The following is a 19,587-nucleotide window of genomic DNA, read 5'->3' on the forward strand; positions in this document are numbered from 1 at the left end:
TATGACGACATTGACAGAGCTGCTCGCAGTTTCGGCACACAAAGACGGAACCCTGCGTTCGACCGGCCAAGGCACGGCGCAAGCGATCCTTGCCACTCCGCATATTGTGAACCATGCCCCGAGCCTGATCGAGCTGCACAACGGAGATATGCTCATGGTATGGTTCGCAGGCGATACCGAAGAAGGGCGAAGCGACATCCGGATCGTGATGTCCCGATTGGCCCGCGGGGCGACCCGATGGACCGATCCCGTACATGTGTCCGAGGATCCGGTGCGATCGGAACAGAACCCGGTGCTTTTCCAAAAACAGGACGGAACCCTCATGCTCCTTCATACGGCCCAGGCGCCGCGCGAAGATGTGAAAGAGCATTACAACCCGGCGACCAACGTCGACGCCGCCACACGGCAGGAAACGTCGGAGATCCGCTGCCGCTTGTCGGAAGACGACGGACATACCTGGGGGCCGACCCGGACCTTCTCCGAAACGCCGGGTTCGTTCTGCCGCGCGCCGATCGAGGTGCTCGGCAACGGCGACTGGATTTTCCCCATGTGGATCAGCAAGCGGGATGGCAACACGGTGTTCGGCAACGACACCAGTCTCGTCCGCATCTCCCGGGATGAGGGCCTGACCTGGAGCGAGTATCCGATCCCGGCCAGCCGCGGCCGCGTTCATCCCAATATCATCGAGTGGGGAGAAGGCCGGCTCAGCGCCTTCTTCCGCAGCCGTTCCGCGGACTGGATTTATGTGAGCCGTTCGAACGACTACGGCCGCACGTGGTCCGAGCCGGAGCGCACGACGCTTCCGAACAACAATGCTTCGATCCGGGCGATCAAGCTTCAAAGCGGCAGACTTGCCGTCATTTACAACCACTTTCAAGCCGGGGACGATCCGCAGGCGACGATCTGGCCGAAAACGCGGTTCCCGGTGTCCATCGCGCTGTCCGAGGATGAGGGCCGCACCTGGCCTTACATCAGGCAAATCGAGCAGGGCGACGGCTTTACCGGGGAAGAAAACAAGCATCTGAACCGCACTTATGAGTACCCGTGGCTGCTCCAAACGCGTGACGGTCTGCTTCATGCCGCTTACGCTTATGGCAACCGGCAGGCGATGAAGCACGTCGTGCTCACGGAACAATGGATCATCGGATAATGCCATAAAGAAGGTGACGACCTGGATTCCGCATCCCGCAAGCAGCTATGGGCGATCGCGGGCATTTCCTCGCTGTTATCCGTGGTGTTCAGCGGCCTGGATGTTGTTTTCACGGTATATGCCGTCGAACGGCTGCAGCTGCCCGCATCGGATTTGGCGCTTCTCCGCTCCCTCCGCCTGATCGTCTCGATTCCGTTTATCCTCGTGATGGGCGGAGTTGCGGATTGGTGGGGGACCAAAAAGACGGCGTTCGCCGCCATTCTGATGACCGCCGCCACGTCTGTTCTGACCATTGCGATTCCGAGCAAAGGGACCTTGTTCGCCACGTTTCCGGTTTACGGCGGATTGACGGCCATTCTGCTCGTCAGCATGAATGTCATCTCCCAGAGTGTGAAGGACAATCTGAGGAATTTGTCCAACACGCTCTACCGCTCCACGTTCATCGGTTTCGCCATCGCCGGACCGCTGTGCGCCGGGCTTCTGATCTCGTACGGTTATCTCGCGGCTTTCCTCGGATTTGCCGTCATCCTGGCCGCGAGCCTGGGCGTCTTGTCGCTGTATCCGGAGGAAAAGAACGCCGTGCCGCCGAACGGCGAATGGCCCGGCAAATCCGTGTCCCGGTTGATCGGCAGCTGGAATGCCTTGCTGCATGACAAGCCTTTAATGACGTATATGCTCTTGAACGGCTTGCTGAATCATGTCGTTATGGTCAATCTGGTGCTCATTCCGATCAAGCTGATGAACGAGCTCGGTGTCAGCAGCCGGGCGTTCACCTATGTGATGACGCTGAGCTCGGTGACAGGTCTGCTCTTCACGGTCGCCGCCGGATTTCTGATGAAAAAGCATCTGGCGAAGCTGGTTGCTGTGCCGATGCTGCTCAGCGCGGCTTGCAATCTCGTTCTGGGGCTGCAAGCGAATGCCGCGCTGACGATCGTGCTGTTTATGTTATCGTCGGCTTTCTACACGGTGACAATGGCGCCGACCAGCCTGTGGCTGAGCGGCATGGCCAAGCGGCAGTTCGGCGCGGTGTTCAGCTTTTTCAAAATCGTGTCCGCCGGCCTCGGGGTTCTCGTGTCCGCCGTGCTTTCGTTGGTTCAACCGGCGATCGGCATCGATCGGGCGCTCGTTGCTTACGGGACGTTCGGCGTGCTGGCGAGCCTGCTGTTCATGCGGCATATTTACAAATGGCAAGCTGCAAGCGGCGGCCAACCGCCCACACAGGCTGAAGGATGATGGGCCAACGATTGGCCGAAGCGGCTCTGGATGTATTCGAAAACGAGCCGGTCAAGGAGCATCCGCTGTTGTCGCTCGGTCATTTTATGGCCTCTTCTCATGTTGCGGGCTACACCCGCGAAGCCGTCACACAGGTAGGTATCGCATGCGCGAGGAACATTGTGGATGTTCTGGTGCACGGCAATCGGCCGGCATCGGTTATGAACGGCCTATAAAAAGGAGGCAAGGAGCATGGTCTCCATTCCGATCGACAACGTGCGCGGCTTCATTGCCGAAGCGCTGCTCCGGCTGGGCTTGGAGCGGCAGCAGGCGGAGATTGCCGCGCGTCATATGGCCTATGCGGATGCCAAGGGTACGGACACGCACGGCATCATGCAGCTGCCGGTATATGCGCGCCGGATCCGGGACGGAGGAATCAACCGCAATCCGGTGCTGGCGTGGGAGAATGAAACCGAACAGTCCGCCGTATTGAACGGCGATCACGGAATGGGGCACTATGTGACCCATGTCGCGATGGAAAAAGCGATCGAGATGGCCGGCCGGCATACGATCAGCTTCGTCACGATCCGCAACGGGAGCCATTTTGGAGCCGCTTCCTCCTATGCGAAGATGGCTTCCGACGCCAAAATGATCGGGTTCGTCACCTCGAATGCAGCCGCCCTGATGGCGGCGACGGGCGGTACGCAGCGCGTGCTCGGCAATAATCCGCTTTGTTTCGCCGTCCCGAGGAAGGAGGGCGATCCGGTCATTCTCGATATGGCGTGCAGCAATGTCGCGATGGGCAAATTGGTGATGGCCCAGAACAAAGGAGAACAGATCCCCCTAGGCTGGGCGCTCGATAAGCACGGCCGACCGACGACCGATCCTTATGAAGGTTTTCAGGGCGGGGGTTCGCTTGTCCCGATTGCCGGCCACAAGGGCTACGGGCTGGCGCTGGTGATGGATATTTTATCCGGCGTCCTCTCAGGGTCCAACTACGGCACGAATGTGGGCCGGATGGCGGACTCTCCTATTCCGACAGGTGTCGGATGCTCGATGATCGTCCTGAATATTGCCCGCATCCTGCCGTTGGAAGTGTTCGAGGCTCGCCTGGAGGATTTGCTTGGCATGGTGGCCGCGTCTGGAGACGGCACGAGCAGGATTTACCTGCCGGGCGAAAAGGGGGCCGAAACCGCACGCGTCCGCCTGCAGACCGGTGTTCCGATTGCCGGTAAGCTGCTGGGGCAGTTGACGGAGCTTGCGGAGCAGCTCGGCATCGATACGCAGCAATACGGTTTCTGACTAATCTCACAGGAAGGAAGTTAATCATGCCTAACATGCAGCTGTCCACCGGAATCATTCCCGCCATGGTAACGCCGTTCAACGAGCAGGAGGAATTAAACGAACCCGCGCTTCGCTCGATGACCCGCCGGCTCGTGGATGCAGGCGTGCACGGCCTGTTCTGTCTGGGCACCAACGGCGAATTTTTTAATCTTTCCTTTGAAGAGAAAGTAAGGATCGCGGACATTCTCGTCGAGGAAGCCGGCGGCCGAATACCGGTTTACGCCGGCGCCGGATGCTCAAGCACACGGGAGACCGTGGCGCTGGCGAGAAGGCTGGAGCACTCGGGCGTGGATGCTCTGTCCGTGATTACGCCGTATTTTCTCGCTTTCACGCAGCAGGAACTGATCCGGCACTTCGAAAGAGTCGCGGCGGCGGTTTCCATTCCCGTCATCCTCTACAACATCCCTTCCCGGACGGGCAATGCGCTGTCCCCGAAGACAGTCGGCCAGCTGGCGCAGATCCCGAATATCATCGGCATCAAGGACAGCAGCGGCAGCTTCGACAATATCCTCCAATACATCGACCAGACACCGGAGTCTTTCTCGGTGATGGCCGGAACGGATTCCCTCATACTGCCCAGCTTGATGGCCGGCGGCAAAGGCGCGATTGCGGCAACGGCCAACGTCTTCCCTGAAGCGGTGGCTTCCATCTATGAACATTGGAAAGCCGGACGCTTCGAGGAGGCGGAAGAAGCGCAGCGCGTGCTTCGTGACCTGCGAAGCGCGTTCTCCTTAGGCACGCTGCCTTCCGTTCTGAAGGCGGTGCTGAATTGCATTGGCGTTGAAGCGGGACTCTCCAGGCGTCCGGTCGCTCCGTTAACCCCGGCAGCCGATGAGGAAGTCCGCCGGATGGTGGAGAAATATAGGCAAAGAGGGCTGCTCGCCAATGCCTAAGGAGGGATTTTACCCATGAAATACGCCAAACCGTACAAGCCGGAAGGCATGATGCAGGTCGACCTTTACCGCAACGCAAATGAATTTTGCTCTTGGCCTTTTAACGCCGGCATGTGGAAGATCGATGAGGACAACATCCTGGTCGCTTTTATGAACATTGCGTGCGACTATGCGGTGCCGGGCACCCTCAACCATGACCGGGTGGAAACATTCGGCAGAATCCGCGCGGTTCGGACGCGGGACGGCGGGAGAACCTGGAGCGCTCCAAGCGATATCGCCGACAATAACCGGCTGCAGGACGAGCTGCGTTACGGAGTCAAGCACCAATTGGCCGAACCGTTTGATTTCCGGGATCCGAATACGCTGCTCGCCTGCTGGTGCACCCCGAACTCGGCGGTCGACCATGCGCAGCCATGGGTGAAAATGTCCCGTGATGGCGGGGAGACGTGGAGCGAAGCGGTGATGCTTCCGGATTGCGGCATTCCCCGTTATCAAGGCAGGCCTTCTTATATCGTCAGACCTGACGGTGTCGTGCTGCTGTTCCTGACGGCGCGGCCGAAAAACAATCCGCATGACCGTCCGGTCGTGTTCGCGTCGTTCGACGACGGACGCAACTGGTCCATGGTGTCGATGATGCCGAACGCGTTGGAGTACCGGATGATCTGTCCGTCCCCCGTGATCCTCAAGGACGGAAGGATTATGGTGGCGGTGAGGGTTAAACCCGCCATGACCTCCGCATGGGATGAACTGTTTGCATCGGATGACGGGGGCCTGACATGGCGTTTCGTTTCCCGCATCAACGATCATGGGGACACCGTGCATCTCACCTTGCTGCAGGACGGACGGCTGTTCGCCGTTTACGGTTACCGGCAGCCTCCGTTCGGCATCCGCGCCAGGATCAGCGAGGATAACGGCTTGACCTGGGGGCCTGAAATGATCCTGCGCGACAACGGCGGAAGCAACGATTTGGGTTATCCGCGCGCCGTTGAAGCGAGACCGGGCGAAATTCTGGCTTCTTATTACTTCAACGATAAGGAAGACCCGATCCAACAGCACGGCGGCGTACGCTATATCGGAGGCACGATTCTAAAAGTGTGAGAATGGAGGCGGGGGATTCGCCGATTCGTAAATTGATTCTGCCAGCCGATTATGGAGAATGCGGTGGAGCATGGCATCAGCAAGCTTCCGGAAGGGAAAGGGAAGATCAAGCTGACCGCAAAACGGGAGGGGAATGAAATTGTTTTCATCATTGAGGATAACGGACCCGGCTATCAGGGCGGGCCATTAGTGAATCTGGACCATCCTCCGGAGAAGGATGCGATTGGCGGCATCGGATTAGTGAATGTCCATAAACGGCTGCAGCTGCATGTTGGCCATAAGTTTGGGCTATTGGTGCATCCGAATCCGGCTGCAGGATTTAGAGTCGAGATCAGGCATCCCCTTACTGAGGAATCGCAGGAAGGCAGAAGTGCTGAACATCACGTGTTCGGCGGACAAACTTCTTCCGTCGCTTCTAAATGAGTAAAATATCCTGCGAACAAAAGTTCTCTGGCAACCCGTTGTCAGAGAACTTTTGATATAATAGGGCTACATCATACAGGCGGTACCTGTGACAGGGTCGGGTACCGTAATCATTTACCTGAGAGGACGGGCTGGTACTATGAAAATATTCCACACGGCCGATTGGCATCTCGGCAAGCTGGTGCAAGGCGTTTATATGACGGAGGATCAGCAATATGTCCTTGAACAGTTCATAAAGGATGTAGAGGCGGAAAAGCCGGATGTCATCGTGATCGCAGGCGATCTATACGATCGTGCGGTTCCGCCGACTGAAGCCGTGCAATTGCTGGACAGCGTGCTGGAAACGATTGTTCTTCAATTGAAAATCCCTGTGCTGGCGGTCGCCGGCAATCACGACAGCCCGAGCCGCCTTGATTTCGGCAGCAGCATTATGAAAGCGTCAGGCTTGCATATCGCGGGTGAACTTGCCTATCCATTCGATCCCGTCGTGCTGCGTGATGAGGATGGAGAGGTTCATTTTCATCTCATTCCATATGCCGAGCCCGGAAAAGTGCGCTATTTGCTTGGCGATGACCCTATCAAAACGCATGATGAAGCCATGAGGAAGATCACCGAAACCATCAGAGCAACGATGAACCCGAGTGCCCGTCATGTGTTCGTCGGACATGCTTTTGTAACGCCTGGCGGTGAAGCTCAGGATAATACAAGCGACTCGGAACGACCGCTGTCCATCGGCGGGGCAGAGCACGTCAGCGCCAAACATTTTCAAGGATTCCATTACACGGCACTGGGCCACCTGCATCAGGCGCATCATGTCGGGAACGAAACGGTCCGATATGCCGGCTCGCCCCTGAAGTATTCCATTTCGGAAGAACGCCATAACAAGGGATATTTTATGGTTCAGCTAGATAAACTTGGGGGCGTAACGATTGTAAAAAAAGAGTTGGTGCCAAGGCGCGACATGCGGACGGTAGAAGGCCTGATGGCGGACATCGAGCGGCATCCGATAAACGACGACTACGTGTTTGTCCGCTTGCTTGACGAGGCGTCCGTGTTGTCTCCGATGGAACGGGTCCGCTCCGTTTATCCGAATGCGATGCACGTAGAACGGAAGGCGGCCGTCTCCGGGCTGGCAGGGGAATCTTCAGCGGTTGATGGACGAGCGAGGATGGATGAGCTTTCGCTGTTCAAAGCTTTTTATAAAGAAGTAAGAGGTACCGAGCTGTCGACGGAAACGGAAAGACTGTTTATTGAGACGCTGCAGGAGATTCACAAGAAAGAAGGTGAGCGCCATGAGACCGTTGAAGCTTGCGATGACGGCGTTCGGGCCGTATAAGGATCGGGAGGTAATTGATTTCTCGGAGCTTAAGGGGCACCGGTTGTTCCTCGTATCGGGAAATACGGGGGCCGGGAAAACATCCATTTTTGACGCGATCTGTTTTGCCTTGTACGGAGATGCAAGCGGGGAGGACAGGGACGACAGCAAAATGCTTCGCAGTCATTTCGCCGATGATCAAACCTACACTTCCGTTGATTTTATATTCGAGCTCAGAGGCAGGACGTACCGCGTCTTCCGGCAGCTGGCTCATGTGAAGGCGGGCAATAAAGGCGCGACGGGAGACAGATATGAGCTGTATGGAGTCGTCCAGGGAGAAGAGGTTCCGCTGACAGACCGCTTCATCGTGTCCCAGGTGGATGAGAAACTGCGCGAGATCATTGGACTCACGAAGGAACAGTTCAGCCAGATCGTCATGCTGCCTCAGGGAGAATTCCGCAAGCTGCTCACTTCTGAGACGGAGAACAAAGAGGAGATCTTGCGTCGTATCTTCAAGACCGGGCTGTATAAATATGTAGCCGATCATCTCAATGAAAAGCGAAAGCAAATGCAGCAAATCTGCTCGGAGCTGGAAAGCATTCGGGATTATCAAATCAGCAATGTGAAAGGCTCTTTGTCCGGGCGTGAAGGCTCCGACCTGTATAACGTGTTTCAGCAGCAGCATTACAATACGTATCAGGTGCTGGACGCTTTAGATCTGGAGATCCATTATTATGCCGAGCAAATGAAGGCAAGGAAGCAGCAGCTGCAAGATGAAACTGCCAAGCACCAGGAGCAAACGGCGGTCTATCATCAAGCCCGGAATGTGAACGAGCAGTTCGTCCTCCTGGATCAGAAAGCCGCGGCAAGACGACAGCTGGCAGAGCAGGAGCACGATATCCGGCAAAAAACGGTGCAGCTTGCACTTGCGGAACAAGCCGTCCACCTGCATGTCTATGAGCGTCATCAGGCCGAGATGACAGAGGAACTGGCCCGCAAAGGCAAGCTCTTCGAAGATGCCCTGTCTGAATGCGTGCAAGCGGAGGCGGCACTCCAGCTGGCCGCGGTGCATTATAAGCAGGAAGAGGGCAAAGAAGAGCTGAGGGAACAGGCCTTGCGCGAGCTGGACCGACTCCAGGGCTTTTTGCCGACCGTAAAGGAAATCGATCAGAAACAGCAGCGGGTCATCCTGCTGGCGTCAGAAGCTGAAGCGTTGTCGAAGCAATGCAAGAAGGCCCAGGATGAGCTGGAGGCACGACAATCCGAGCGATTGGCCACAGCGGCCGGGGTGAAGGAATTGGAAGAAAAGGTCGTTCATTTGCCGGCAAAGACAGAGAAGCTTGCCCTGCTGAGGCAGCAAGCCGCAATGATTCAAGAATATCTCAACCTGCTACTTAAGTCTGCGAAAGAACAAGAAGAGGAAAGAGAGCACAGAGAGGCGCTTGGGCAAGCGGATCGAGCGTATGCCGAAGTAGAGGACCGCTGGATTGAGGGTCAAGCAGGGTGGCTCGCAAGTCATCTTCATGACGGTGATTCTTGCCCGGTGTGCGGAAGCGTCGACCACCCGAGGAAAGCGGCAGCCACCGGGGACATCCCGACGAAAGAAGAGCTTGAACGGCTGCGTAAGGAGAAATCCACGGCAGAGAAGAAGCATCTCGAAGCGAAGGCGAAACTCACAGCTACCGAACAGCAGATCCGGCAGAAACAGCAGCAGGTGCTTGAACAGGGTATGAGCTTGGACGGGATTCAGGAGGCTTACCAGGCGCTGGTGAAGGAAGGGAAAGCGCTGGCTGAAGAGGAAAAGCAGTTGAAAGCCGAGCATGCCGAACTCGCTCCGCTCAAGCAAGCGTTGGAATCGCTGGATCGCAAGCTGGATGAGCTGCGCAAGCAAAAAGAACTTGTTCTGAATTTGTTCAATGACAAGAAGACGGCGCATGCGACGGAGAAGGCGCTGCACGATCAATCGCTGGCCGCTGTGCCTGAGGATGTGCGAAGCCTTGAGAAGCTGGAACAGCGAATCCGGGCAGTGGAGGACAACAAGAAGCAGCTGGAGGCCGCATGGAGGAAAGCCCAGCTGCAGCACCGGGAGGCGAACGACCGGAACATTAGGGCGGCAGCAGGCCGCAGCAATGCGGAAAGCCTGAAGAACGAGGCTATGGCCAACAGGGATAAGGCTAACCAGAGCTACATGGAGGCGCTCCGGCAGGCCGGATTTGAGACGGAAGAAGCCTATAAAGCGGCGAAAATGACGGATGCAGCTCGCGAGGCGCTGAAGCAGCAAATTGAAGCGTATAGGACATCGATGGCCTCGGTAACGAAGCAAATCGAGGAATTATCCGCGGCGCTCGCGGGCAAAGAACGCCAAGATCTCGCTGCGCTCCAGCAGCGCATGCAGGAGCTGGAACAATACATTGACGCCATCCGCAGCGGATACATACAAGCCGAGAACCATTATGATAAGGGTACGGAATACAAGGCGAATATCGTGGAGGCTGAGCGCCGCTGGCAGGATGCCGAACGCGAGTATCAGCTCGTCAAAGATTTATATGATGTGGTTCGGGGAGAAAACGGCAAAAAGGTATCCTTTGAACGATACCTGCAGATTGAGTTTCTGGAGAAAATTATTCACACAGCGAACCAGAGGCTGCAGCGGATGTCGGGCGGACAATACTGCCTCGTTCGCAGCGACCGTATGGAGAAACGCGGCAGGCAGAGCGGTCTTGGATTCGATGTGTATGACAATTATACCGGTCAACTAAGGGACGTAAAGACTTTGTCCGGCGGTGAAAAGTTCAATGCCTCACTCTGTTTGGCGCTTGGAATGGCGGATGTCATTCAATCGTATGAAGGAGGCATATCGCTGGAGACGATGTTTATCGACGAAGGCTTCGGCTCGCTCGATGAAGAGTCGTTGAACAAGGCGATCGATACTTTGATCGACCTGCAGCAATCCGGACGGATGATCGGCGTCATCTCACATGTGCAGGAGCTGAAGCAGGCCATACCCGCCATCCTGGAAGTGAAGAAAACAAGAGAGGGATACAGTTGCACCAGCTTTTACGTCAGTTAGCCGGTACTGTCTTGTCCTAAAATAGCTTCCTCGGCATACATATGTAGCAAAGAGGAGCGTGAGCACAATGGACAAGAAAGTGAAACGCTATTATCAACTGAAGCAAAAGCAAAAAGAGATAGAGCAGGAATTGACGGAGCTGCGCGGCGATATCATGAACCATTGTAAAGAACAAGGCGTTTTTGAGCTTGAGGTTGGAAATTATAAGGCGAAGATTGTTCGCCAGGAGCGGAAGGAATACGATGATGACAAGCTTTACGAAGCGCTTCCCGACCCCGGTGTGTGGCGCATGCTCTCCAAGTCGGATGCCTCCAAGATTGCGAGCCTGATCAAACTGAATGTGATCTCGGAAGAGAAGATAAAAGATGCATTTTCGGTCAAGAGCATAACGCTGCTTCAAGTGGATAAAAAGTAAAACATACTCGTGCTGGATTTCAAGTTGGTCAATCGTATCCGAAAAAGTTTGAGCAGCACCTGTTATTGAAAACAGGTGCTTTTTATTTTGTGCGCATCAAGATCGAATCAATAGCCACTCATAAAACCATGCGACATTGGCAATAATTTGATTGTCCGGAACTCTTCGTTATCCTGTTGCGAACGGTACTGCTTGAATATTTGACCAACTGATTCTCCGGAGGAGCCAATGGCATATAACACGGAAAAACTTCGTCAAAAAGCACGTGAGCTCGCACTGCAGCACAACCCGACCGCAGCACGAACCCAGCCCAAATACATATGGAATCAGTTCGATTCAGACATAGAGAGTTTACGGGCATTTGTCATTTCTTTGCAGGATCGCCATGCAGGTTGCGGTCAGCCTGCGGAAGAATGGCTGCTCGATAATGCCGAATTTATCGAGGAACAGGCATTGGAAGTGAGAACTCAATTATCCAATCGCTCGCTTGGTTATTTGCCGCGATTGGGAAAGAACGGGATACTGCGTATTCAATCTCTATGCGAAGATTATCTAGAGCAGGTCGACGCTGTATGGAATGAGGAATCCTTTGTTTCCTATCTGGACGCTTATCAGGAAGTTTCCGCATTGACGCTGGCCGAGACCCGGTCCATCCCGCTCATCCTTCGGGTGGCCTTGATCAAAAGGCTGGCTGAAACGATGGCACTCGCGCGTGATCGCCGAGAGGTGTGCATGGAAGTTGAACGGTTGCTTTCACGGCTAGAGCCTTCCAAGTTAAATCCGGAAGCGATCAACGCACAATTGGAAGCGGCGGGTCAGGCCGTTCCGCTATCCGGTCCATGGATCGTTCACTTGATCAGTCACCTGCGGGAGTGGGCCGACGATTCCGCTTCCGTGCGCGAATGGTTGATGTGCAAATTTGAGAACGGTGCAGACGACCTCGATCGCATCGTATCCTACGAGCATCAGCTTCAGGCCGCCTATCAGGTGACGGCTGGAAATTTGATTACGAGCTTACGCAGAAACGAGCGCGGGGACTGGAATGGCCTGTTCGAACGGATAAGCTTGCTCGACCGAACGCTTCGTCAGGAAAGCACGGGCGTTTATCCTCTGCTTGATTCTTACAGCAGGAATGAGATTCTCGATCGCATAGAAGTATTGGCCCGTCGTATGCGTATGCCCGAAAACTTGATCGCAAGTCATTCCGTGGCACTCGCGAAGGAAGAGAAGGAATGGGTGTCCGGGGATCGTGAGATATCTCTTGCGGCCCAGACGGGTGACCTGCCTCGCCCGACATTTGCCGCTTATTATTTATTCGAACCTGCCGGAATAAGAAAGTTGATGCAATCGTTGCGGCAATGCGGCCATCCCCGGAATTTTCCGGGAGCCGGCATTTTCCGACGGGCTGCCGGCACTTATTTTGCTCTGCTCATCGGATTGTTCGCGTCTGCTTTGATTGCCGCTGCCGCTTGGATCGGCAGTGGACGCGGCTTAACACCGCAAGGGTGGGCAGCGGTGTCGCTTGCGCTGTCCCTTCCCGTAAGCGAGTGGGTTATCGCTTGGCATCATTTTGGAATCGAACGCTTCTGCCGCCCCCGCCCTCTGCTGCGTTATGATTTTTCAAACGGAGTCCCGTTAGAAGCTGCCACGATGGTCGTCATTCCCGCCATCTGGTCCACACCTGAAGAAGTAGGGGAATTGGCGGATCGTTTGGAAATCCATTATCTGGCCAACCGCGATCCAAACATCCATTATGCCATTTTGGGGGATTTTACCGATGCCCGGGAGGAGAGGCTCCCGGGAGATGAAACGCTCATGGCATTGGCAAAAGAAAGAATCGAGACGCTTAACCGTACGTATTTCAGCCCCGGTGGAACAACCTTTCACTTTTTTCAGCGTCGCAGAAAGTGGAACCCCGATGAGGGAGTGTTCATGGGCTGGGAACGCAAGCGCGGAAAATTGGTGGAATTCGTCGAACTGCTTAAAGGCGGTACGCAGACGAGCTACGACTTTATGACGGGTGATACGACCGTGTTGCCCCACGTCCGCTACATCATTACGTTGGACGCAGACACACAGCTCCCTATGGGAAGCGCACAGCGGATGATCGGCACGCTCCATCTGCCTTATAACAGACCCCGTTTAAATCATTCGCGAACCCGGGTCGTTGAAGGGTATGGCGTGTTGCAGCCGCGCATCGGAATCAGCCACGAGTCGGCCATGCGGTCGCGGCTTGCCTACTATTGGTCGGAGCCGGGATTGGACCCGTACGCGTTTGCCGCTTCCGATCCTTATCAGGACGCACTGGATCAGGGGATTTTCACGGGAAAAGGGATTTTTGATGTGGATGTGTTTGCCGAGATCTTGTGCGAACGTATTCCTGAAAATACGGTGCTAAGCCACGATTTGCTCGAAGGAGGTTTTTTGCGGGCGGCCCTGCTGTCGGACATTGAATTGATCGACGACCATCCGTCCGCATTCATCGCTTATCAACGGCGCCTGCACAGATGGGTGCGGGGAGATTGGCAGCTGGTTTGCTGGCTGTTTCCGCGCGTTTGCGACCGAAGGGGAACGATAAGGCCGGTCGATCTATCCGTTATTTCACGTTGGCAAATGATCGACAATTTGCGCCGCAGCCTGCTCCCGATCGCTTATTTCGCGCTTCTGGCACTTGGTTTAACTGTTCTTCCCGGCTCTCCGGTCAGCTGGTTTGCTGTCGTGTTCGCAACCGTGTTTATACCGGTTATCCGTCAGATTTTTGTCATGCGGCGAACCGGTTGGCATCCCCGGAGGATGCTGTCAACAGCTGTATACGTCTTGATGACCATCTGGACACTTCCGTTTCAAAGCGCGGTTTTGCTCGATGCGATCGGTAAAACGCTTTACCGGCTATATATAAGTAAACGCCGTTTGCTTGAATGGACCAGTTCATCTCATATTGAGCGGAGCAGCAGGGGAAAGCATCATCCGGCGTTGCTCGGTGCGCGCGGCGGATACGCATTCATCATCCTGTTTGCATTGGCTGCAGTGATGCAGCGGCAACCGGCAGCGGCATGGATGGGCCTCATGCTTAGTTTAATTTGGGCGTTGGCTCCTCTTGGTATCCGTTGGTTGGACAAGCCTCCGGTACGAGACGGGCAGCCGCTCGCCCCGGCGGAAGAGGAAGAATTGCGCGCGTTGGCCAAACAAATTTGGGCGTTTTATGAGGATTTTGCAGGGCCTCAAGATCATTGGCTGCCCCCGGACAACGTTCAAATCGACCCTCCGAACGGAGTCGCGCATCGTACGTCTCCGACCAATATCGGGTTTCTGTTGACCTCTGCCTTAGCCGCGCGGGATTTCGGGTTTATCGACACAGCGGAGCTTGTGGAGCGTTTGGAGCGCACCGTCAGCACCGTCGAACGATTGGACAAATGGAACGGCCATCTTTATAACTGGTACGATACCGTCTCGCTCGCGACGCTGCCGCCGGCGTATGTCTCTACGGTGGACTCAGGTAATTTCGTGGCCAGTTTGATGACGGTAAAACAAGGGTTAGTCCATTGGCTGATGTCCGACTTCACCATGAGCAAGCAGTCAAGCCGGACTGAATTCGAAAGAAACGAAGGGCCGTATGTTGAGTTTGCCGTAGAGCTCGGGAAACACAGTCCAGGGGAAGCGGCCGTAAAGGAGACGGAGGAGCGCAACGGCGGCCGCCGATCCGACAAGGAGACGGATGACCGGTCAACGTCGCGGCAAGAGACCCCTGTCGACTGGCTGGAACGCGGACAGAATCTGGCCGCCCGTCTTGAGGCATTGATCACGGCGACAGATTTCCGAGCGCTTTATGACCATAAAGCCAAATTATTCGTCTTAGGCTATCATGCGGCGTCCGGCGAACGTGATGAGATCCTTTACGACCTGTTGGCCTCTGAGGCAAGACAGACAAGCTTTGTTGCGATCGCTCTGGGGCAAGTATCCGTGTCCCACTGGTTGGCGCTCGGCCGAACGGTAAAAAAGCAGGGGAAACACACAACGTTGGTTTCGTGGTCCGGGACCATGTTTGAATATATGATGCCGTGGCTGCTGATGCGCACATATCGGAACACGATCTGGGACAGCACGTACCGCGGCGTGGTGAAGCGGCAAATCGAATACGCTCGTGAACGCGGTGTTCCGTTCGGCGTTTCGGAGTCCGGCTATTACGCGTTTGATTATCAGATGAATTATCAATACCGGGCTTTCGGCGTTCCGGGCCTCGGTTTCAAACGCGGACTCGAACAAGATTTGGTCCTGGCGCCTTATGCGACGGTCATGGCCCTTCCTTTCGCGATGCGTGACGGCTTGAGGGACTTGCTTCGAATGGAGAAGCTCGGGGCACGCGGCCCATATGGTTTTTACGAAGCCATTGACTTTACCCCCGGGAGAATGCCGGAAGGCGAAACCTGCAAGGTTATCCGAAGTTTTATGGCGCATCACCAGGGAATGAGCCTGCTGACGCTTGCCAATATGCTGCTGCCGGGTAAGATGTATGATTACTTTCATCGCGATAAACGCGTTCGGGCGGCAGAACTGCTGTTGATCGAACGTATTCCTCCACGCGCCGCCATTTTGAATCGGGAATTATCGGGAAAGATGCGGATGCAAAAACCGAAACCGGCAACGATTGCCCCGCTCCGGGAATATCTGTCGGCTGACACGCCGGTGCCTGAAGTGAATGTGCATTCCAACGGGTCGTTCACGACGGTAGTGACCAATAGCGGCAGCGGGTTCATCCGGTATGAAGGAATGGCTCTTTCGCGTTGGAGGGAAGATCCGGTGACGGATCATTGGGGAAGCTATATGTATATCCGGGATGTCGCGCGGGATAAGGTATGGTCCCCGGCTTTTCAACCTTGCCGCGTGCCGTCAGACAAACAGAGCGTGCAGTTTTCGCAAGAGCGCACCACTTTCCGGCGCGAGGACGAGGATTTGCAGACGACGCTTGAAATCACGGTGTCGCCCGAAGCGAACGCGGAAGTTCGCCGGTTGACGCTTACCAACACGGGGAGCGAGGCGCGGATCATCGAGGTGACGACGTTTCTCGAAATCGCGTTGGCGCCGCCCGAGGCCGACAAAGCCCATCCGGCTTTCACCAAATTATTTATTGAAACGGAATATGAGGCAAGCGCGGAATGCCTGCTCGCCCGCAAACGTCCCCGCAATGCGGGAGAGAAATCCGTGTGGGCGTTCCACGCTTTATCGACCGGCCATCCGTCTCTCGGACCCGTGGAATTTGAAACCGACCGGGCTCGTTTTATCGGCAGGGGATACACATTAGCCAGGCCCAGGGGACTTGAATCCCGTCTTGGCGGCACGGTGGGTTCTGTGGCCGACCCCGCATTCGTCATGCGGCGGCGCTTGGACATCGAGCCTGGTGAACGCGTCAGTCTGATCGCGGTTACCGGCGGGGCAGAGACGAAGAGCCAAGCGCTGGACATCGTTCGGCAGTTGTCGGAAGAACAACAAGTGGAGAGGTCTTTTCAGCTTGCATGGACTCGGAGCCAAATCGAACTTCAGCATTTGCACATCACATCCTCCGATGCAGCCGTTTTTCAATTGCTGGCGGGACGTGCGCTGTATGCTGCGCCTTTGCGGGCTGAGCGTGAGCGCGGCATTGCCGCAAACACAAAAGGACAGCAGGGGCTTTGGGCGCACGGAGTCTCAGGCGACCGGCCCATTGTCACGGTGCGGATTGCGGATACAACCCATCTGGCTTTTATCGGCAAGCTTCTCGCCGGCTTTGAATATTTGCGCCATAACGGGCTGTTTATCGATCTTGTCATGTTGAACGAATCGGCAGGGGGGTATCAGCAGGAGTTGCAGGAAGCCCTTCTCCGTACAATGGAGCAGATCGTTGGGCGACACGGCGCAGGACATGGCGGCGTGCACATTCTGCCTGCCGCTCAATTATCGGATGAGGATAAGTCATTGTTGTTTGCGGTGTCCCGCATCGTACTTCGTGCAGATGGCCCGAGTCTGAAGGCGCAGCTTAAAGCAGCGGGTCAAAGCCGCGTTCTTGATGAGCCGCTGCCGGTTACGTCCCCGGCGAACCGCTATGTTTCCGTAAACGCGACCGAAACGAGCGATTACCTGTTCTACAACGGTTGGGGAGGCTTCTCACCGGACGGCAGGGAGTACCGCATCGTTCTGAAGAACGGCAACCACTTGCCGGCACCATGGATTAACGTGATGGCCAATCCGCGATTCGGCTGCCTTGCTTCCGAGCTTTACACGGGTTATACGTGGTGGCGCAACAGCCGCGAATGCAAGTTGACACCATGGTCGAACGATCCCGCATTGGACCCGCCCGGGGAAGTATGCTACTTGCGGGACGAAGAAAGCGGGGAATATTGGCCGATGGCACCGGCCCGCACCCATGCGGCCTCCCCTTACAAGGTGTCGCACGGCCGGGGGTATACGCGTTACCGTCATGAAAGCCACGGCCTTCAGCAGGAAATGACCGTTTTTGTTCCGCTGGATGATCCCGTCAAGGTGATCCGACTGCGGCTGCGCAACACGACGTCCGAACCGCGAAGATTATCCGTCACTTATTATGCCGAATGGGTACTGGGCGTGCACCGTGAAGGGAATTCTCCGTTCATCGTCACGGAATGGGATGAAGGGAACGGCGTACTTATGGCACGCAATACGTACCAGGAAAATTTTCGGGATGCGACGGCCTTTTTAACCGTTCATCCGCAAACGGAAGCGCCGGCAGAAGCGGCAGAAGGCAGCATTCAGACGGACACTGTCGTTCCGTACATGGAACAGACCTGGACAGGAGACCGCCTGGAATTTCTGGGGCGAAACGGCACTTTTGAGGATCCTGCAGCCATGAGCCGGCTTCGCCTCTCGGGCGCAACCGGCGCGTTGTACGACACTTGCGGAGCGGTGCAAACCAAGTTTATGATGGAGCCCGGCGCGGAGCAAACCGTCTGCATCCTGCTGGGCTGCGAGGATTCCCGCGAAAGCGCCGCGCGGCTTGCTCAAAAGTACCGTGAAACCGATGTTTGCGAACGGGCTTTTGAGGATGTGCGAGCATTCTGGGACGGTGTGCTCGGTACGGTTGCCGTTTCGACACCATGCCCTGAGATGGACGTTATGCTGAACAACTGGCTGCTTTATCAGACGCTTTCCTGCCGGATGTGGGCGCGTTCCGCCTTTTATCAAGCGGGTGGAGCATACGGCTTCCGCGATCAGCTGCAGGATTCACTGGCGCTGATGCATAGCCGGCCCGATCTTACGCGGGCACAAATTTTGCTGCACGCCGCTCACCAGTATGAAGAGGGAGATGTGCAGCATTGGTGGCATGAAGAGACGCACCGCGGCATTCGCACCCGTTTTTCCGATGATTTGCTGTGGCTGCCTTATGCCGTGGTCCGATACCTGGAGCATACCGAAGACGAAAGTCTGCTTGATGAAACCGTGCCGTTTCTTCGCAGCGAACCTCTGGGTGACGAGGAGCATGAACGTTATGAGCCTACCGTCTTGTCCGAACAGAGCGGCACGATTCTCGAGCACTGCTTGCGCGCGCTGGATCGCGGTTTGCGCTTTGGCGAGCATGGGCTGCCGCTGATCGGCATCGGGGACTGGAACGACGGGATGAGCCGGGTTGGCGCGGAAGGACGCGGTGAAAGCGTGTGGCTCGGCTGGTTCCTTGGCGACGTCTTGCGGGGGATCGCCGATTTGTGCGAACACCGCGGCGACCATGAGCGGGCGGATCACTATCGGAATGTACACGGGAAGCTGGCGGCTTCACTCAATGACAAGGGTTGGGACGGGCAGTGGTACCGTCGGGCCTTCACCGATGACGGACAATGGCTCGGTTCCATCCATAACGAGGAATGCCGGATAGATGCCATTGCCCAGTCGTGGTCCGTCATCTCCGGAATGGCGCCGCAAGACAAAGCTGTGCAGGCCATGTGTTCCTTCGATCGTGAGCTTGTGGACCGCACCTTGTCCGTCGCGCATATTCTGACTCCGCCGTTCGACCGGACGGATCCGAGCCCCGGATACATCCAGGGTTACCCTCCGGGGATTCGGGAGAACGGAGGCCAATACACGCACGGCGTCATCTGGAGCATCATTGCTTGGTGCAGACTAGGGGATGGGGACAAGGCGTTTGAGTTGTTTCACTTGCTCAACCCGATCACGCATACAAAGACGTCGGCAGAAGTTCGGAAATATGCAGGAGAACCTTACGTCATGGCTGCCGATGTCTATACGGAGGAGCCTCATAAAGGACATGCCGGTTGGACATGGTATACAGGTGCATCAGGTTGGATGTATCAGGCGGGCATCGAATGGATTCTCGGCCTGCGTCGTCGGGGTAAACGGTTGTTTATCCGCCCGTGCATCCCGACCGAATGGCCGGAGTTTTCCGCATGCTACTGTTACGGGGGCACAGAGTACCGTATCACCGTCAAAAATCCGTCACACAAATCGAGCGGACAGACCATGTTGTCGATCGACGGGCAGGAAGTCGACCTTGGTGAGTACGCCACCGAGCACGGCCCTTTCGTCCGATTGCGGGATGATCATCAGGTGCACACAGTTGTACTGACGTTGTAGCGTGTAAAAAGGAAGCCTCCCGGCAATCCATTGATGGACGGGAGGCTTTTTGTCGATTTAATCACTGCGGATTTG

11 protein-coding genes are annotated in these 19,587 nt (G+C 55.9%); all 11 read left to right on the plus strand.

Translation table 11 applies throughout. The features are described from left to right. The first annotated feature begins 1 nt into the window (after position 1). Complete coding sequence (locus RWM61_RS04820) at positions 2–1,150, plus strand: sialidase family protein (RefSeq protein ID WP_313997995.1); 1,149 nt, start codon at positions 2–4, stop codon at positions 1,148–1,150. An 81-nt stretch (positions 1,151–1,231) separates the two neighbouring features. Next, the gene (locus RWM61_RS04825; RefSeq protein WP_313997997.1) at positions 1,232–2,383 is read left to right on the plus strand and encodes an MFS transporter; all 1,152 of its coding nucleotides are present in this window, start codon (positions 1,232–1,234) and stop codon (positions 2,381–2,383) included. Continuing rightward, on the plus strand, positions 2,383–2,598 hold the full coding sequence (locus tag RWM61_RS04830) for a hypothetical protein (RefSeq protein WP_313997999.1): 216 nt from the start codon (positions 2,383–2,385) through the stop codon (positions 2,596–2,598). The genes RWM61_RS04825 and RWM61_RS04830 overlap by 1 nt, the downstream gene beginning before the upstream one ends. A 16-nt stretch (positions 2,599–2,614) precedes the next feature. Further along, positions 2,615–3,664 carry an Ldh family oxidoreductase gene (locus tag RWM61_RS04835; RefSeq protein WP_313998001.1) on the plus strand — a complete coding sequence of 350 codons (1,050 nt, stop codon included), beginning with the start codon at positions 2,615–2,617 and terminating at the stop codon, positions 3,662–3,664. Between the two features lie 26 nt (positions 3,665–3,690). Next, on the plus strand, positions 3,691–4,599 hold the full coding sequence (gene dapA / locus RWM61_RS04840) for a 4-hydroxy-tetrahydrodipicolinate synthase (protein WP_313998003.1): 909 nt from the start codon (positions 3,691–3,693) through the stop codon (positions 4,597–4,599). Positions 4,600–4,614: 15 nt separating this feature from the next. Continuing rightward, a complete protein-coding gene (locus tag RWM61_RS04845) occupies positions 4,615–5,697 on the plus strand; it encodes a sialidase family protein (protein WP_313998005.1) in 1,083 nt (360 codons plus the stop codon). 51 nt (positions 5,698–5,748) lie between these two features. Then, entirely contained in the window at positions 5,749–6,120 is a 372-nt protein-coding gene (locus RWM61_RS04850) for a sensor histidine kinase (RefSeq protein ID WP_399537916.1), read from the plus strand. Positions 6,121–6,259: 139 nt separating this feature from the next. Beyond that, entirely contained in the window at positions 6,260–7,456 is a 1,197-nt protein-coding gene (locus tag RWM61_RS04855; RefSeq protein WP_313998009.1) for an exonuclease SbcCD subunit D, read from the plus strand. Further along, positions 7,413–10,505 carry an SMC family ATPase gene (locus RWM61_RS04860; protein WP_313998011.1) on the plus strand — a complete coding sequence of 1,031 codons (3,093 nt, stop codon included), beginning with the start codon at positions 7,413–7,415 and terminating at the stop codon, positions 10,503–10,505. The genes RWM61_RS04855 and RWM61_RS04860 overlap by 44 nt, the downstream gene beginning before the upstream one ends. Positions 10,506–10,572: 67 nt before the next feature. Then, positions 10,573–10,920 (plus strand): hypothetical protein, encoded by a 348-nt coding sequence (locus tag RWM61_RS04865; protein ID WP_313998013.1) that lies wholly within the window; start codon positions 10,573–10,575, stop codon positions 10,918–10,920. Positions 10,921–11,148: 228 nt separating this feature from the next. Then, a complete protein-coding gene (locus RWM61_RS04870; protein WP_313998015.1) occupies positions 11,149–19,512 on the plus strand; it encodes a GH36-type glycosyl hydrolase domain-containing protein in 8,364 nt (2,787 codons plus the stop codon). Positions 19,513–19,587 lie beyond the last annotated feature (75 nt).

The organism is uncultured Paenibacillus sp., assembly GCF_963515335.1.
GTDB lineage: Bacteria > Bacillota > Bacilli > Paenibacillales > Paenibacillaceae > Paenibacillus_I.

What these genes read in the sequence shown, in the direction of transcription:
- RWM61_RS04820 (WP_313997995.1), top strand. Translation starts at nt 2, where the DNA reads ATGACGACATTGACAGAGCTGCTCGCAGTTTCGGCACACAAAGACGGA.
- RWM61_RS04830 (WP_313997999.1), top strand. Translation starts at nt 2,383, where the DNA reads ATGGGCCAACGATTGGCCGAAGCGGCTCTGGATGTATTCGAAAACGAG.
- RWM61_RS04835 (WP_313998001.1), top strand. Translation starts at nt 2,615, where the DNA reads ATGGTCTCCATTCCGATCGACAACGTGCGCGGCTTCATTGCCGAAGCG.
- dapA (WP_313998003.1), top strand. Translation starts at nt 3,691, where the DNA reads ATGCCTAACATGCAGCTGTCCACCGGAATCATTCCCGCCATGGTAACG.
- RWM61_RS04845 (WP_313998005.1), top strand. Translation starts at nt 4,615, where the DNA reads ATGAAATACGCCAAACCGTACAAGCCGGAAGGCATGATGCAGGTCGAC.
- RWM61_RS04850 (WP_399537916.1), top strand. Translation starts at nt 5,749, where the DNA reads ATGGAGAATGCGGTGGAGCATGGCATCAGCAAGCTTCCGGAAGGGAAA.
- RWM61_RS04855 (WP_313998009.1), top strand. Translation starts at nt 6,260, where the DNA reads ATGAAAATATTCCACACGGCCGATTGGCATCTCGGCAAGCTGGTGCAA.
- RWM61_RS04860 (WP_313998011.1), top strand. Translation starts at nt 7,413, where the DNA reads ATGAGACCGTTGAAGCTTGCGATGACGGCGTTCGGGCCGTATAAGGAT.
- RWM61_RS04865 (WP_313998013.1), top strand. Translation starts at nt 10,573, where the DNA reads ATGGACAAGAAAGTGAAACGCTATTATCAACTGAAGCAAAAGCAAAAA.
- RWM61_RS04870 (WP_313998015.1), top strand. Translation starts at nt 11,149, where the DNA reads ATGGCATATAACACGGAAAAACTTCGTCAAAAAGCACGTGAGCTCGCA.